The sequence below is a fragment of the Bradyrhizobium sp. WSM4873 genome (assembly GCF_055811355.1).
Map to the genome: position 1 here is coordinate 73,574 of NZ_JBVVPS010000012.1, position 15,049 is coordinate 88,622.

Here is a 15,049-nt window from a genome sequence, read left to right on the forward strand (position 1 = left end):
AATTTTCGATTGACGACCACGCCCGTGATTCTGCCGCCACGCCCGTCCATCATTTCGAAACCATGCGGATCACGGTGAAACCCTGTGTTCACCATCCCCGCCGATGACCTCGTCAAATCGTCTAAAAAGCCCTGCGATGACGCGGTGTCCGGCGGCGCGCCGCGCTGCCTTAGTGTTCGTTTAAGGTCGCTCTGACACGGTGGCTCAACGATAAGGAGGCGTTCCGGCGCGTCTTCCCGACGAATGAGCCGAAGCGCGAGACCCGTGACAGTTTTGAGTATCATCCGCGATTGTCTCGATGCGCTGCTGCATCCCTCCGCGCGTTACGACGCGCTGACGCGAGCGCGCCATCGTGCCTTCATGGCCCCGCGGCTGCTCGGCAGCCTGGCCGCCTTCGCCGCATTCCCGGTCTATCTCGCCATGCGCGGCGCGCCGAGCGCGATCGAGGTCGCTGCCTTCGCCTGGCTGATCGCGCCGATCCTGTTGTCCTGGTTCCTGTCGCGCACCGGCCGTTATGAAGGCGCGCATGTGCTGTCGTCGCTCGCGCTCACGGGCCTGATCATGGCGGTTGCGGTGACGACCGGCGGCATCGAATCCTTCGCCGCGATCTGGCTGGTCGTGGTTCCCCTCGAAGCCGCGTTGTCGGCCTCCCGACGAGTCGCGGCCTTTGCCTCGCTGCTGGCGCTGTCCTGCGCCGGCATCCTGATCCTCGTCAGCCAGCTCGGCTGGCTGCCGATTGGCGACACCAGCGCCGCGGAACGCGGCGTGCTGATGGCGTTCGGCGTCGCCTCGGCGACGCTGTATGCCGCGGGCCTCGCCTTCGGTGCGGAATCGCTCGCGCGCACCAGCGTTGCGCTGCTGTCGCGCGAGGAAGAGCGTTACCGCCTCCTGGCGCGGAACATGAGCGACGTCATCTCGCGGCATCAGCGCAACGGCGCGGTGCAGTTCATTTCACCGGCGGTGGAAGCCATGCTCGGCGTGCCCGTCGCGCAACTGCTCGGCCACGGCCTGTTCGATCGCGTCCATGTCGCCGATCGCCCGGCGTATCTGACGGCGCTGTCCGATGCCGCGCGCGGCGACGTGCGCAGCGTCGAGTTCCGGTTGCGCCGGGAGCGTGCCGGCTCGGAGCGCGGCCAGGTTGATTTCATCTGGGTCGAGATGCGCTGCCGCCCGCTCGATCAGGATCTGGGCCGTGATGCCACGCGCGAGGCCGATGTCGTCGCCGTGATGCGCGATGTCACCGACCGCAAGCTCTTCGAGAAGGCGTTCGATCAGGCGCGCAGCGCTGCAGAGGCGGCCGACGCCGCCAAGACGCGCTTCCTCGCCACCATGAGCCATGAGCTGCGCACGCCGCTCAACGCCATCATAGGCTTCTCCGAGATGATCACGCAGGAGCAGACCTTGATGCTGGGCGCGGCCCAGCGGAGGGAATACGCCCAGCTCATCAACGATTCCGGCCAACATCTGCTCTCGGTCGTCAACGGCATCCTGGACATGTCCAAGATGGAATCAGGTAATTTCGAGATGGCGTCGGAACCGTTCGCGCCGCGTGCATCATTGATGCATTGCTGCAATCTGCTGGCGCTGAAGGCGCGGGAGAACGGCGTCGATCTCGTCACCGATGCGCCGCAGGACCTGCCTGTCATGACCGGCGATCCGCGTGCCTTCAAGCAGATCGTGCTCAACCTCGTCGCCAACGCGGTCAAGTTCACCGAGCGCGGCGGTCAGGTCACCGTCACGGCAGCGGTCTCGGGCTCGCAGCTTGCGCTACGCGTCAGCGACACCGGAATCGGTATCGCACCTGACGATCTCAAGCGCATCGGCGCGCCGTTCTTCCAGGCCGGCAAGACTTATCAGCGCCGTCACGAAGGTACCGGCCTCGGACTTTCGATCGTGAAGAGCCTCGTGGCGTTGCATCTCGGCGAATTGACGGTACAAAGCAGGCTCGGCGAGGGCACTGCCGTCACCGTCAAGCTGCCGCTGGTCTACACGCCGCAGGCCAAAACTTTTGATGCCGAAACTTCTGAGGCCAGGATGTCCGACAGCAAGGCGAGCGAGAGCAAGATCGCGACCTTGACGCCGATGCTGCGCCAGGAACTTCAGGACCAGCAACTGCAGGACCATTCTCACGACCAAGTTCAGGACCAACCCGCTCTGGTGAAGAAAAGTGCCTAAGAAGTCCGCCAAGAACGAAGCCGCTCCGCGCCGCCGTGGCGCCAAGGCTGCGGTGATCGATGTCGAGACCGAGCGCAATCTCGTGCTGCGCGTGCTGCTGCATAGCCCCAAGGATACCCTGGCCGGTCTCGTCGCCGTTGCCGCCATCGGCGCGATCGTTGCCAATGCACTGTTCCTCCAGACCGGCCGGCATCCGGCGCCGATGTTCGGCACCGTGATCAATCTTCCCGCACCGTCGTCCCTGGCGCTGTCGAACCCTTTGCCGCGTTCGCGTCCCGTCGGGGCCGATACCTCGCCGCTCGAGCCGAGAGCGACGGAGTTTCGTGCTGAGTCCAGATCTGCCGAGCCCAGACCTGCGGACAAGCCGCCGGAGAGGCCCGTCGAGGCGACCGCATCGACGCCGCGCTCGGGCGATCCCATGACCAATCTGGTCAAGCAAACGATTTCGGCGCCGCCCGCCGTCGCGCGTCCGCCGGCGCCGATCCCCGTGCATCAGGGCTCGGCCGCGCGGCGCATCGCCGGCGTGCAGCGCGCGCTGTCCGAATACGGCTACGGGAATTTGAAGATCACAGGCGCGATGGGCGCCGAGACCCAGTCCGCGATCCAGAAATTCGAGCGCGAGCACAAGATGCAGGTCACCGGCCAGCTGTCCGACCGCCTGCTCCGCGAGCTCGGCGCCGCGATCGGCCACCCGGTCGAATAGTCGTTACGCTTCGCCGAGACCGAAGCCCGAAGGCTGGTGCTCATTGCCGCGCTGGCTTATCGTGCGCGCATGCGTTTGAAATCAAACATCTGGGTCTCAGCCTATCTGCGCCGGTGCCAGACCGAGGGCGTGTACGGCGCGGTGCGTCGTCGCGGCGCGGAGGAGGCGGGTGCGGTGTTCGTGAAGGTCTCGCTGCTTGACGGCAATGCGATGCTTTATGTGCCGGCGCCGCAGACCTCTTACGATGACGGCCGGCCGGTCGATCGCTTCTTCGTGCCGTTTGCGCCGCAGCCGATGCCGGAGCCCGCGGTGGAGGAGCGCCTGACGAAAGAGATCCGCTTCGACTCCGACATCTGGATCGTCGAGACCGAAGACCGCGCCGGGCGGCATTTTCTCGAACTGGCGAAGACCTGATCAGGACGCTATTGCGTCGTCATGGCCGGGCTTGTCCCGGCCATCCACGATCTTGCTTGCGCCACCGAAGAACGTGGATGCCCGGGACAAGCCCGGGCATGACGAGCTTGTGGAGCAAGCGACCGCATCAGGTCGCACTCGCCTCTAGCGATCCGATGATCCGCTGGTGCCGGTCCGCACCGCGGGCGCGGAGCCGGGCTGCACGCCCGGCCGCGTCTGGCTTGCGCCTGCACGCGCGCGCTGGCGCTCGCTGTCATGCAGCGACGGCTGGTACTTTGCACGGGTGACGGCAAGCGTCGAGCCGCGCCAGGCGGCCAGCATCACCAGCGCCGCGCGGTCGCTGAGACGATCGTAAAGTCGCGACAGCCGGTACACGTCGGTCACGGAGTTGCCGATCTCCGGCTTGAAGAACAGCAGGATGCGCTGGAACACCGGGCTTGGCATGTCGAGCGCGCGCGCGGCGACCGCGAGCGCTTCGCCGCTTGCATCGTCGACGATCTGGGCTGCGACGCGCGAGGGCAGGATCAGGCTGTCGCCGAGCTCGAAGGTGAAATTCTCGACATCGCCCGCGATCGCCGCCATCTCGAGGATCTGGATCGCGCGCTTGGCGCGCACGGTCGGAATCCGCGGCGCGGCCTTCAGCGGGGTCTCCGCCAGATTGTGCAGGATCAGCGCGCGCTCGGAGGCGCCGGCGCGGAAGAACATGTCGTGGATATCGGCCGCGTCCTTTGGCTGCATCGCCATGTTCGAGGCCATGCGCAGCTCGGCGTCGGTTGGGGCGCGAACCGGCACGGGGGCCGGAGGGGGGATAGGAGCGGGCGCCGGGATATCGCGCGCGAGCGGAACCCTGCGGCCCTCCTGCGCGGCCGACAGTCCGAGCTTCTGCATGATCGGGGCGGGCGTCGACGGATAGATCGCAAGCCGCGCCTTGACGGCCGCGCGCGTCGCGTCGTCGACCTGGTCGATCAGTCGTGTGGCGAGCTCGACGAACTGGCGCTGCTCGTCGTCGCTGTGGGTGCTCGACTGGACATAGAGGTCGGTCAGCACGCGCAGCAGCGTCGGACGAACATCGACGCCTTCGCGACGGGAGAGGGTCATCAGCCCGTCGAATCCTGGAAACAACGACTTGGTCATGGAGAGATACGCGACCTGGAAGAGATACTGGCCGTCAGCCTAGCGCGAGCTCCTTTAAAGGCTCGTTAAGGAAAACGAGGCGTGAAGCCGAACGCTTGCTTTGAAGCGTTCTCGTGCCGCAACGGGACGGCGGGTCCCCGCCCGTGCGGTTACGGTCCCCCCGGCCCGTTTACACCCCGTTAACCATGAGCTGATCTTAATGATCCCCATGTTGCAGAGGCGCGCCGGGTCGCGCGGCAATTGAAGAGAGCTGATATGGGGACCATCATCGAATTTCCGGCCGGTCGCCGGGTGAGCGCGTCGGGAGACGTGGCTCCGCGCGCGGACATGGGCACGATTTTGATCCTTCCCGTGATCCGCATCGAGCGCGAGAGCGACGAAACCAGCGGCGATCACGGGCCGGAGCAGGGCACAGCGCCGGGGCGCCGTCGTCGTCGCCGCTAGCCTTCGGCCTTTGCAATGCCGGAGAACCTCCGCCAGATCCGGTCCGTCGTAACGGCCATCATGCTCGCGCTGCTGGGCGCGACGCTTGCCGCCTGTAGCGGCGGCGATTTCGGCCGGACCCGCGCCGACATGCGCAGCGACGACATGCATCGCTGGCTGGGCGCGGAAGTCACCTCCAGCGTCGGCCTGAAGCCATCCCAATTCCAGCTCACCGACCAGGAGCGCCAGCTTCGCGACCTCGCCTATCCGCTGATCGAGCCGCCGCTGTCGCGGCCCGCATGGAAGAGCGTGTTCGGCGACTACAAGCCGCTGCCCTCGCCCTGGCGGCAAAAGATCGTGTTCGACCGCACCATGTACGGGCGCACGCTGATCGACGAGCCGCACCGTTCGCACTCCTCGCGCTATGCGCAGCTGATAGAGGACGTGCGCAACGACATCACCCGCTTCGAGCCGTTCTTCGCCTCCGCGGTTCGCGTCATCGACCTCGACAAGAAGCGCCATGCCAGCATGGCGCGTGTCTCCTCCCTCTCGCCGCAGGAGAAGGAGGACGCGGTCGAGCGCATGCAGGAGAATTCGCTGATCATCCAGTGGGTGCAGCAGTGCCTCGAGCAGCGCGTCTCGTCCTATCGCTGGGGTTTGGAGCGGCTGGTGATCCAGGCGCCCGACGGCATGGCCGCCGATGCCGACCGCCTGATCGGCGAACTCGCCGCCCAGACCGCCAACCCGCCGGTTGCGGCCCAGCCGCCCTACGGCCGTGCGGTCGTCTCGAAGGGCTAACCCAATTAGTCACACAAGGGCGATATGGTCGGCTGCACTGGAGCCGTGGCCTCGCTCGCCGACGCGCGTCCCCAGATCATCATGGCGACGATGTGGACGACGAGGAATGCGGCTGCGACCGCCAGGAGCCAACGCATTTCACTGCGCTGCGGAGACCGCACCGTCAATCCTGCCTCAGTTGTCCTATTCGCAACGATCATTCTCGTTCTCCGGCATCATGTTTGAGTTCGTTGGTGAGCAAGTGCTCGTAATGGCGCAGGACGCGACCTGCCTGATGCCGTCGCGAGGCGTGCAGCGCCGACATGATCAAGGCGAAGATACCTCGCGATTCCGGTTCGACGTGGCGGTTGGGAGCCTGAGAGGCCGCTCCGGACCAAACTGATATGATGCTCATGGTCGAACTCCGATCGGTCAGAAGAGCCCGGCGCTGAGATCCAACCCGTGGGTCAGCGACAGCAGCCATACGAACAGGACGGCTCCGCAGCACAAAGTGAGCTGCTTCAGAACATGTGCCCGCAACGAAGACGCGGGGAATGCGCGAGCAAAAGCGCTCGCAATGGTGGCGGTTGCGAGGGCTCGCATGATGATCTCCGGAGCGTGGGCTAATGGCCGGCCCTGACCGACCGTCGCGCTTCGCGCGTGAACTCGGCGTACCGTTGCCGGCGCCGGCGGCCTTCCTCGATTTCGCAGAACGCCCAAACGAAACACGCGCCTAGGCAGGCTGAAATCAGCATGAGCAAAAACGCTTGCTCGCTCGCGGTTTGAGTCATGAAATGTCCAATGCAAATAAAAACCAAATCGAAGCAAAGGGTGCGCCAACGCGGCCTCACTCAAGGAATGTTGATTGCCGGCAGTGGGCCGGTGGCAAGAATTGAGACTTCGGTGGCTTGCTTCTGCTCGAACATGGCCAGCAACATCAGCGCGATCAGAAAGACGTAAGACGCGAGACGCCATCGCTTTGGTTCGGGCCGATGGTCGTCCGTATCGAGGCAGCGCCCGCCAGTTGCCGTCCGCATCGTTGATCTCCTGATGTCGTGACGATGAGAAAATCAGTCATCCCGCATCGCCGCATCATCGGAACCAATGAAACGCAGCCGTCGTCGACGAATTTTTTCGAGTCTGGAGATTTCGCCCGGGATGCGTAGCGCGGCGCAAGCCGGCGGCGCAGGCAAATGACGACGATTTAGGCGTATGTGAGGTGACGGATTAGCCGACAGCGCCTTGTGCGGGCAGAAGTGGCGGCGTGGCGCTTTGCAGCAGGCGAACCAGATCCGTTTGCCTCGTCGTGTTCGTCTTGGCAAAGATGCGCTGCAGGTGAGAGCGCACCGTTGACTCGCCGATGCCGAGCATGTCGGCCGCCTCTTTCGCGCCGAGACCTTGCGCGAGCGTCATCAGCACGCGAAGCTCGCCGCCGGTGAGCTTGTAGAGCCTCGCAAAAGCCTCGCCCGGCATCATCGGCACCTCGGCGGGGTCCTTCATGAAGACGGCTACCGATGCGGCAAACGGGGCGAGAATTCCGCTGCGCTGACCGCGATCGACAGGAAGCAGGGTGGCGATGTAGCCGGCGCCGTCGACATCGGGGATCGCGAGCGAGTGTCCGCTCAAATCCGCATCGTCGCGGGACGCTTCGTCGATGGCCTTGGACAGCGCATCGCGAGCGGCGGCATCGGTCGGAAAGATCCGGTTGCCGAGAACACGAACGGCGTTGCCGGTCTTGATCTGCCGCTCGGCAGTCTCGTTCATGTAGACGACCCGGCCGTCGCGCGCCGTCAGGAAGACACCGACGGCAAGCATGTCGAATGTCCGCTCCAGCATCTCCGACCGCAACGTCCTGAGGTCGAGTGCGTCGGAGATGGTGAGGGCGCGGCAGACATGGGGGGACAGCATCTTGAACAGGTTGATGTCCAACTGCTGATAGCGATGCGTCTTTGCCGTCCGGGAGGCATGCATGGAGGCCATGCGCCCGCCGGTCCGCAGAGCTGGAAACCAGATGATGTCCTGCAATCCGTGAGGCTGGAGAATATCCCGGTAGAACCGGCTTTCGAGCAGCTCATCGAGATCGTTCATCGAGAGCGCGCTGACATGACCGATGTCGGCGACGATATCCGCGGCCGCCATCGGCGTCTTCGCATAGTTCTCGCCGAGCTTTTCCAGAAACGTCTTCTCGTAGCCGAATACGAACAGCTGGTCGTTCTGGACATGCTTCATGTCGTGAACGCAGATGCCGCCCGCCGTGCTCTCGCAGAGATCGGCGATCTTCCGGCAGGTGGCCGCCCAAAGCTGCGGATTGAGGGCGCAGTCGTAGATGGCGCCGATGGTGTCGGATAACGCTTGGGCGGAAACCCCCTCCAGACCGATCATGACGCCTCTTTCATTCTTCTTTGATTAGTTTTTAGGCAAGCAACCGGCGTAATATACATAGCACATGATTTGATGGATTTACGAGCGCTACTTTGCGCTGCAATAAGGATGCGGTAGCGTTGAGTGCGCTGCTCCGGCCCGTCAGCGCTGTCCGTCGCGCACGGAGATCGCGGATGCCGCGAGGCCGCCGATGCGCGCGTGAGGGCGGCCGCCGGTCGCCATCACGAGCCCGAAGGCGATCTCGTCGCGCCGTGGTGAATCCCACAGCGTCATCTCCGCGGTGCCGAAATGGCTGCGGACATAAGCGGCGTGGATATGGCCGAGCGGGACCATCAGGCGCGTGCCCGGGCCTCCGATGGTCTTCGCCGCCGGGACGATCGCTTTGGGCTGACCGAGCACCTCGCGCATGCCGTGGCCGCCGGCCTCGTGCCAGACCGCGCCGTGCTCGAGCTCGCCGTCCTCGCCGATGATAATGCCCTTGCCATAGGCTTCGATCTGCGCGGCGCCGCCGAGCTGTGCGATCAGCCGCGTTGCGAGCTCCCGCCCGAGTTCGCGCAAGGATGCCTGAAACGGCATCAGGTCAGGTTCGAAGCGGCCCGCGAAGGGATTGCGGATGATTGCGATGGCCGTTCCGACCAGCAGCGGCTTCTCCAGGCGGGGCCCGCGCTCGTGCCAGATGGTCTCGACGCTGAGCGCGGTCTTGCGGATGTCGTAGGAGATGTCTTGGGACGCGTCTTGGGACGACATACGCCGGCTCTATGCTTCGTCGACGACGGGATTGCGCAGCACGCCGATGTTCTCGATCTCGACCTCGACCACGTCGCCGGGCTTGAGGAAGACCGGCGGCTTGCGGGTGAAGCCGACGCCGGCCGGCGTGCCGGTGGCGATGACGTCGCCGGGGACGAGGTCGAAGATGGTCGAGCTGTACTCGATCAGCCGCGGAATCGAGAAGATCAGCATCGAGGTGTCGGAGGATTGCACCACCGCGCCGTTGACGCGCGTTTCGAGCTTCAATTTGGTGGGATCGCCGATCTCGTCCGGCGTCACCAGCCACGGTCCGAACGGGCCGGTGCCGACGAAGTTCTTGCCGGAGGCGATCTGCTGGGCGTGACGCTGCCAGTCACGCACGCTGACGTCGTTGTAGATCGAGTAGCCCGCCACGTGATCCCAGGCGTCGGCCTGGCTGATGTGACGGCCGCCCTTGCCGATGACCACGGCAAGCTCGCCCTCCCAATCGAAATTGTCGGAGACTTTCGGCCGGATCACCGGCGCGTCGTGCGCGACCTGGGAGCGCCAGACCCGGAGGAAAATCGGCGGAAATTCCGTGATCTCGCGCTTCATGCCGAACGCCACGGCTTCATTGTGGTGGTCGAGATAATTGCGCACGGCGCAGACGATCTTCTCCGGACGCGGGATCACCGGAAGATATTTGACGTCACTGAGCGCCATCGTGACCTTGTGCCCAGCGACGATGGCCTCGCGCCGCGCATAGTCGTCGCTGCCGAGAAAGTCCGCGAGAACAGGGTACTGGGGCAGGGCGCGACCGAGATCCACGACGCCATTTTCGACAACGGCGCCCCAGCTTTCCCGATTTCCGTCCAAGAACGACAGCAGCTTCATGGTCACGCCTCAAAGGTTGGTATTTTCGATCTTGTCTATTATTTTCGAAAATCGAGCGACGCGCAAGCCCACGGCGGTAAAAAGCCGTTGCCGCCTATTCGATATCGAGCAGATGGGCGGCGTAGGTTGCCACGTTGTCGGCGGTCGAGCGGATATGCGTCTCGATCAGTTGCACCGCGAGGTCGGGATTGCGCGAGATGGCGGCCTGCATGATCGCCTGGTGCTCGCCGGCCTTGTCGCGCGGACGCGGCCGGAAATTGGCCGACAGATGCCGATAGCGCTCGGCGCGATCGAACAGCTCGGCGCGAATGGCGAGGAGTGTCGCGGAGCCGCAGGCGGATACCAGCGCCTGGTGGAATTGGCGATGGGCGATCTTCCATTCGGGATCGCGCAGCGGATGTTCGGGGTCGCGCTGCTCGATCCGCTTTAATCTATGCAGTGTCGAGATTACGGCGATTTCCCAATCGTCGTCGCCCCGCTCGATCGCGCGGCGGATCAATTCCACCTCGATCAGCACTCGCGCATCGGTGACCTCCACCAGATCCTGGCGGCTGACCGGCGCCACGCGAAACCCGCGCTGCTCCTGCGCGTCGACCAGGCCTTCGGCGGTAAGCGCCGTCAGCGCCTCGCGCAGCGTCGTGAAACTTACGCCGAATCGTTCGCGCAGGACGTCGAATCGCAGCGGCTCGCCCGGGGCCAGGCCGCAGGCAATGATCTCCTCGCGCAGCCGATGGGTGATGTCGGCGGCGATGGTCTTGCCGAATTCCTTGCGGGGGCGAATGGCGCTGTCGGACATGGTCTCTATCGTTGAATCGATGGCTCAACATGCCGCGCCAACGACCATCTTGCAATAATTTTCGTAATCAGTATTATTTTCGAAAATATGGCTTGGGAGGCGTGTGACATCATGAGAGCGGTGCTGGTGCGTCAGCCGGGTGGGCCGGACGCACTCGAAGTGGTCGAGCTTCCGGTGCCTGTACCCGGACCCGGCCAGGTGCAGATCCGCGCCGAAGCGTTCGGCGTCGGGCAGCCCGATGTGCTGATCCGGCGTGGCGTCTACAAATGGATGCCGCCGCTGCCGGCCAATCCCGGCAACGATGTCGCGGGCCGCATTGCAGCGCTTGGGTCCGGCGTCGAAGGGTTTGCGATCGGCCAGAAGGTGCTGCTGAGCGCGCGCGACCTGTCGCAGCGCGGCGGCTGCTACGCCGACTATGTGGTCGCGCCCGCGGACGCCATTCACGTGCTGCCCGACAATGTCGATCTGCAGGCGGCCGTGTGCCTGTCGAACTACCAGGTGGCCTACGCGCTGCTGCACGAGTGCCGCCATCCGCGCGCACCGGCGAGCGTGCTGGTGATCGGGGCGGCGGGTGGTGTCGGCACCGCGCTGGTACAGCTCGCCAAGCTCGCGCAGATGAACGTCATCGGCACGGTCTCCACCGACGAGAAGGCCGCATTCGCGCGCGGCAACGGCGCCGATGAAATCATCTTCTATCGCCGCGAGGATGTCGTGTCGCGGACCCGCGAGCTGACCAATGGCGAGGGCGTTGGTCTCGTGCTCGATCACGTCTGTGGGCCCGAGTTCACCGGCTATCTCGGCGCGCTCGGCAAATGGGGGACGCTGCTGTCGTACAATGCCTTCGCCGGATTGCCGGAAGAAAACCTGATGGCGGCGATGCGCGACCATCTCGACATCTGCCCGGCGATACGCTGCTTCTCCTTCCACATCTACGACCACGATCGCGACGGGCGTCGCGCGCTCATGCGCAACGTGATCGACGCGCTGAGCCGCAATGCGATCAAGCCGGCTATCTCGGCGGTCCTGAAGCTCGACCAGGTCAGGCAGGCCCACACGCTGCTCGAGCAGGGCTCGGCGCTCGGCAAGATCATCATGACGCCATGAGGGGGTGGATTGGACGATGACGACACAAGCACCCATTGCACGCTTCACCCGGCTCCGGCACGCGAGCTTTGCCTCGCCCGATCCCGAGCGGCTGCTCGACTACTACCGCACCGTGATCGGTCTTGGCCTCGTCGGCCGCGACGGCAACCGCATCTTCCTTGCCAACGATTCCGAGCAGCTTTCGCTGGTGATCGAACCGGGCGACGCGGCGCTGACGAGCATCGCCTTCGAGATATCTCCTGATGTCCAGATCGAGGCGCTGGGCGCCGCGCTGAAGCAGGCCGATCTGCGGCCTGAACTTCAGAGCGATCCCCTGCCTGGCGTTTCCAGGCGGCTATCGTTCAGCGACCCCGAAGGCACGCGCTTCGAGCTGATCCAGGGCTGGACGCCGACACCCGCGCAGGAGCGCATCGGAGCGCTTGCCGTCAGCAAGCTCGGCCATGTCGCCCTTCGCACGCCCGATCCGCGCGCGGCCTCGGAGTTCTACGCGAACATGATGGGCCTGCGGGTCTCCGACTGGATCGAGGACCGCTTCGTCTTCATGCGCAGCGGCTATGAGCATCACACGCTGAACTTCGCGCGCGCGCCCGGCCGCGGCCTGCATCATGTCGCGTTCGAACTGCGAGGGCCGACGCACATGCAGCAGGCGTGCGATCATCTCGCCCGACATAAGCTCCCGGTGCTCTGGGGACCGGTACGTCACGGCCCCGGCCACAACACGGCGATCTATCACCGCAATCCCGACGGGCATCTGGTCGAGCTGTTCCACGACCTCGACCGCATGACCGACGAGGCGCTCGGTTATTTCGAGCCGCGTCCCTGGCATCGCGATCGACCGCAGCGGCCAAAAGTCTGGGTCGATCTGCCGCGCGACGTCTGGGGCATGCCGCCATCGCCTGAATGCACGGAGTTCGCGCGCTAGCGGACTCAAACTCGACTTGAAGAACGCCGCCTCGCTGCGGCCAACGATAGAACAATCAAAAGGGAGGACGCATCCATGCGAAGGATGAAGCGGCTTGCTGCGGCGATTTTTCTGTTTGGCGGTTTTTTAGCAACCACTTCGGCGTTTGCGGACAATTATCCGTCGCGCCCGATCCGGCTGTTGCATGGATTTGCCGCCGGCGGCGCGGCCGACACGCTGTCGCGCATCATCGCCGACGGGCTCTCGAAAAAGCTCGGGCAGCCGATCATCGTCGAGGCCAAGCCCGGCGCCGGCGGCAACATCGCCGCGGATGCGATCGCGAAAGCGGCGCCGGACGGCTACACGATCGGGCTCGTCACCGGCGCTCACGCCATTTCCGCGGCGACCTACAAGAGCCTCGCCTACCAGCCGGCCGAGAGTTTCGAGATGATCTCGACGCTGGTCTATTACGCCCTCGTCATCGCCGTGCGTACCGACTACCCGGCAAAATCGCTGGGCGAACTCGTCGCCATGGCAAGGCAGAAGCCGGGTGCGCTCTCCTTCGGATCGGTCGGTTTCGGCAGCACGCATCATCTTGCAGGAGAGCTCTTGAACGCAGCCGCCGGCGGAGATCGTGCACGTGCCCTATCGCGGTGATTCTCAATCGATCACCGCGCTGCTCGGCGGAGAGGTTCCGGTGATCGTCGGCACGCCGGTCCTGCTCGCCTCGCAGATCCAGGCCGGTGCGATCCGCGGCCTGGCGGTGACCTCGCCGACGCGCACCGCATTGTTGCCCGACGTGCCGACAGTTCAGGAAGCTGGGATCAAGGGATATGACGTGCGCACCTGGGCCGGCCTGCTGGCCCCGAAGGGAACGCCGCCCGCCATCATGGCCGCACTCAACGCGGCGACGCTCGACGCACTCAGGGATCCCGACCTCAAGCAGCGTCTGGAGACCGCCGTCGGCGGCGAGGTTCGCGGCAGCTCGCCGGAGGAGATGAAGACGCTGATCGAGACCGAGATCAGCAAATGGACCGGCGTGGTGGAGCGGGCGAAGATCCCGAAGATCTGATCCAGGCAAGACAGGCGCGCTGTAAGCCTATCGCGCTTCGACCACCTCGCCATCCTCCTTCACGAACCGGCCGACGGGATTGTCCAGGAGATCGATGACGGCTTCCGAGGGACGGCACAGGCGTGTGCCCCTGGGCGTCACCACGATCGGACGGTTGATCAGGATGGGCTGCGCGAGCATCTGGCCGATCAGCTCGTCGTCGGACCATTTGGGGTCGTCGAGGCCGAGCTCCTTGTACGGCGTGCCTTTCTCCCGCAGCAACTCGCGAACGGAGATGCCCAGAGCCTTGACGAGCTCGACGAGCTTTTCGCGAGATGGTGGCGTCTTCAGATATTCGACGACGAGGGGTTCGACGCCGCTCTGCCGGATCATCGCCAGCGTGTTGCGCGAGGTGCCGCAGGCGGGGTTGTGATAGATCGTGACGCTCATGAGATAGTCTCCGCGATTGGGATGGGGCCGCGCGCCTGGGGCCGTCCGAGCAGCCAGTTCATCAACAGCATGGCGGCAAAGGCTCCGCAGAGCTCCGCGAGGATGAATCCAGGCAGGTCAATGGGACGTATGCCCGAGAAAGTGTTTGTCAGCGACCTCGCGATGGCCACTGCCGGATTGGCGAATGACGTGGAAGCCGTGAACCAATAGGCCGCCGTGATGTACAGGCCGACCAGCCAGGGTACGGCAGTCCGCTGAAACCGGATGCCGGCCAGGATCGTCGCGACCAGACCGAAAGCGGCGACGGCTTCGGCGAACCATTGCGGTCCTCCGGTTCGCACCTTCGCCGAGAAATCGAGCAGCGGCAGCCCGAACATCAGATGCGCCGCCATCGTTCCCGCAATGCCGCCGGCAACCTGCGCGGCGACGTACAATGCGGCGTCGTTCACCGGCAGCTCGCGCTTGCCGGTGAAAACGAGGGTGACGGCCGGATTGAAGTGCGCGCCGGAGATCGGTCCGAGCACGGTGATCAGGACGACCAGAATGGCGCCGGTCGGCAACGTATTGCAGAGAAGCGCAAGCGCGACATCCTTGGTCAGCGTCTCCGCCATGATGCCGGAGCCGACCACCGTGGCAACGAGAATGCCCGTGCCGAGCGCCTCGGCCGCGAGGCGGCGCGGAAGATCGAATTGATCAGGCACGGCTCCGCTCCTTTCGCCTTGGCTTGCAGCAGGCTTGCAGGGTTTCGACGACCGGCTCGCAAACTTCCGGCCGCCCGCCGCAGCAATCCCGCAGCAGGAAGACGGCGACGTCGCGGAATTCGGCAAGGTTGGCGCGGTAGACAATCGAACGGCTGTGCCGCTCGGAGGTGACGAGGCGTGCCCGCGTCAGGATCGACAGATGCGCCGAGAGCGTATTCTGGGGGACCTCCAACAGCCGGGCGAGATCGCCCGCAGCGAGACCATCAGGCTCGTGCCGGACCAGCGTCCGGAAGGCCTCAAGACGGGTCGACTGCGCCAGGGCGGCGAGGGCGAGGACGGCTTCTTCAGTTTCCATGTATCCAGATTTATGGAAGTATAGCGGCTCCGTCAATCCGAATCCGAAGCGCGTCAGCGGCTC

19 protein-coding genes are annotated in these 15,049 nt (G+C 64.7%); 9 read left to right on the forward strand and 10 right to left on the reverse strand.

Going from position 1 to position 15,049, the window contains the following annotated elements; genetic code table 11:
- Window positions 1–243 precede the first annotated feature (243 nt).
- The 3 genes from AC0L21_RS17825 to AC0L21_RS17835 all read left to right on the forward strand — a co-directional run bounded on the left by AC0L21_RS17825 (window position 244) and on the right by AC0L21_RS17835 (window position 3,292).
- A complete protein-coding gene (locus AC0L21_RS17825; protein WP_473263123.1) occupies window positions 244–2,175 on the forward strand; it encodes a PAS domain-containing sensor histidine kinase in 1,932 nt (643 codons plus the stop codon).
- Window positions 2,168–2,878, forward strand: a complete 711-nt coding sequence (locus tag AC0L21_RS17830) for a peptidoglycan-binding domain-containing protein (protein ID WP_473263124.1) — start codon at window positions 2,168–2,170, stop codon at window positions 2,876–2,878. The genes AC0L21_RS17825 and AC0L21_RS17830 overlap by 8 nt, the downstream gene beginning before the upstream one ends.
- Before the next feature lie 69 nt (window positions 2,879–2,947).
- Window positions 2,948–3,292 carry a DUF1491 family protein gene (locus tag AC0L21_RS17835; protein ID WP_473263233.1) on the forward strand — a complete coding sequence of 115 codons (345 nt, stop codon included), beginning with the start codon at window positions 2,948–2,950 and terminating at the stop codon, window positions 3,290–3,292.
- A 144-nt stretch (window positions 3,293–3,436) separates the two neighbouring features.
- Here AC0L21_RS17835 and AC0L21_RS17840 read toward each other — a convergent pair whose 3' ends face one another.
- Window positions 3,437–4,426: a DUF2336 domain-containing protein gene (locus AC0L21_RS17840; RefSeq protein ID WP_473263125.1), complete on the reverse strand. Its 990-nt coding sequence runs from the start codon at window positions 4,424–4,426 to the stop codon at window positions 3,437–3,439.
- Between the two features lie 255 nt (window positions 4,427–4,681).
- Between AC0L21_RS17840 and AC0L21_RS17845 the strand changes: the two genes are divergently transcribed.
- A complete protein-coding gene (locus tag AC0L21_RS17845) occupies window positions 4,682–4,870 on the forward strand; it encodes a hypothetical protein (protein ID WP_027516916.1) in 189 nt (62 codons plus the stop codon).
- Between the two features lie 15 nt (window positions 4,871–4,885).
- Complete coding sequence (locus tag AC0L21_RS17850) at window positions 4,886–5,647, forward strand: hypothetical protein (RefSeq protein WP_473263127.1); 762 nt, start codon at window positions 4,886–4,888, stop codon at window positions 5,645–5,647.
- Window positions 5,648–5,843: 196 nt separating this feature from the next.
- Here AC0L21_RS17850 and AC0L21_RS17855 read toward each other — a convergent pair whose 3' ends face one another.
- The 6 genes from AC0L21_RS17855 to AC0L21_RS17880 all read right to left on the reverse strand — a co-directional run bounded on the left by AC0L21_RS17855 (window position 5,844) and on the right by AC0L21_RS17880 (window position 10,424).
- Window positions 5,844–6,041, reverse strand: a complete 198-nt coding sequence (locus AC0L21_RS17855) for a hypothetical protein (protein ID WP_473263128.1) — start codon at window positions 6,039–6,041, stop codon at window positions 5,844–5,846.
- Between the two features lie 436 nt (window positions 6,042–6,477).
- A complete protein-coding gene (locus AC0L21_RS17860; protein WP_473263129.1) occupies window positions 6,478–6,663 on the reverse strand; it encodes a hypothetical protein in 186 nt (61 codons plus the stop codon).
- Window positions 6,664–6,853: 190 nt separating this feature from the next.
- Window positions 6,854–8,008, reverse strand: coding sequence for a helix-turn-helix transcriptional regulator (locus AC0L21_RS17865; RefSeq protein ID WP_473263130.1), 1,155 nt, complete (start codon window positions 8,006–8,008; stop codon window positions 6,854–6,856).
- 141 nt (window positions 8,009–8,149) lie between these two features.
- A complete protein-coding gene (locus tag AC0L21_RS17870) occupies window positions 8,150–8,755 on the reverse strand; it encodes an amino acid synthesis family protein (protein ID WP_473263131.1) in 606 nt (201 codons plus the stop codon).
- A gap of 9 nt (window positions 8,756–8,764) precedes the next feature.
- On the reverse strand, window positions 8,765–9,628 hold the full coding sequence (locus tag AC0L21_RS17875) for a fumarylacetoacetate hydrolase family protein (protein ID WP_473263132.1): 864 nt from the start codon (window positions 9,626–9,628) through the stop codon (window positions 8,765–8,767).
- 94 nt (window positions 9,629–9,722) lie between these two features.
- Window positions 9,723–10,424, reverse strand: a complete 702-nt coding sequence (locus AC0L21_RS17880) for a GntR family transcriptional regulator (protein WP_473263133.1) — start codon at window positions 10,422–10,424, stop codon at window positions 9,723–9,725.
- Window positions 10,425–10,535: 111 nt separating this feature from the next.
- On the opposite strand from AC0L21_RS17880, the gene AC0L21_RS17885 reads away from it, so the two are divergent.
- The 4 genes from AC0L21_RS17885 to AC0L21_RS17900 all read left to right on the forward strand — a co-directional run bounded on the left by AC0L21_RS17885 (window position 10,536) and on the right by AC0L21_RS17900 (window position 13,501).
- On the forward strand, window positions 10,536–11,528 hold the full coding sequence (locus AC0L21_RS17885) for a zinc-dependent alcohol dehydrogenase family protein (RefSeq protein ID WP_473263134.1): 993 nt from the start codon (window positions 10,536–10,538) through the stop codon (window positions 11,526–11,528).
- A 16-nt stretch (window positions 11,529–11,544) separates the two neighbouring features.
- Complete coding sequence (locus tag AC0L21_RS17890; RefSeq protein ID WP_473263136.1) at window positions 11,545–12,450, forward strand: VOC family protein; 906 nt, start codon at window positions 11,545–11,547, stop codon at window positions 12,448–12,450.
- A gap of 75 nt (window positions 12,451–12,525) precedes the next feature.
- The gene (locus AC0L21_RS17895) at window positions 12,526–13,086 is read left to right on the forward strand and encodes a tripartite tricarboxylate transporter substrate-binding protein (RefSeq protein ID WP_473263137.1); all 561 of its coding nucleotides are present in this window, start codon (window positions 12,526–12,528) and stop codon (window positions 13,084–13,086) included.
- Window positions 13,070–13,501: a tripartite tricarboxylate transporter substrate-binding protein gene (locus tag AC0L21_RS17900; protein ID WP_473263138.1), complete on the forward strand. Its 432-nt coding sequence runs from the start codon at window positions 13,070–13,072 to the stop codon at window positions 13,499–13,501. The genes AC0L21_RS17895 and AC0L21_RS17900 overlap by 17 nt, the downstream gene beginning before the upstream one ends.
- Window positions 13,502–13,528: 27 nt before the next feature.
- Here the strand turns inward: AC0L21_RS17900 and arsC are convergent, their stop codons facing one another.
- From arsC to AC0L21_RS17915, 3 genes are read right to left on the reverse strand one after another with little or no spacing between them, the layout of a single operon-like run.
- Window positions 13,529–13,930, reverse strand: a complete 402-nt coding sequence (gene arsC, locus AC0L21_RS17905; protein ID WP_473263139.1) for an arsenate reductase (glutaredoxin) — start codon at window positions 13,928–13,930, stop codon at window positions 13,529–13,531.
- The gene (locus AC0L21_RS17910) at window positions 13,927–14,631 is read right to left on the reverse strand and encodes an aquaporin (RefSeq protein ID WP_473263140.1); all 705 of its coding nucleotides are present in this window, start codon (window positions 14,629–14,631) and stop codon (window positions 13,927–13,929) included. The genes arsC and AC0L21_RS17910 overlap by 4 nt, the downstream gene beginning before the upstream one ends.
- Window positions 14,624–14,986: an ArsR/SmtB family transcription factor gene (locus AC0L21_RS17915; protein WP_473263141.1), complete on the reverse strand. Its 363-nt coding sequence runs from the start codon at window positions 14,984–14,986 to the stop codon at window positions 14,624–14,626. The genes AC0L21_RS17910 and AC0L21_RS17915 overlap by 8 nt, the downstream gene beginning before the upstream one ends.
- Window positions 14,987–15,049: the final 63 nt, after the last annotated feature.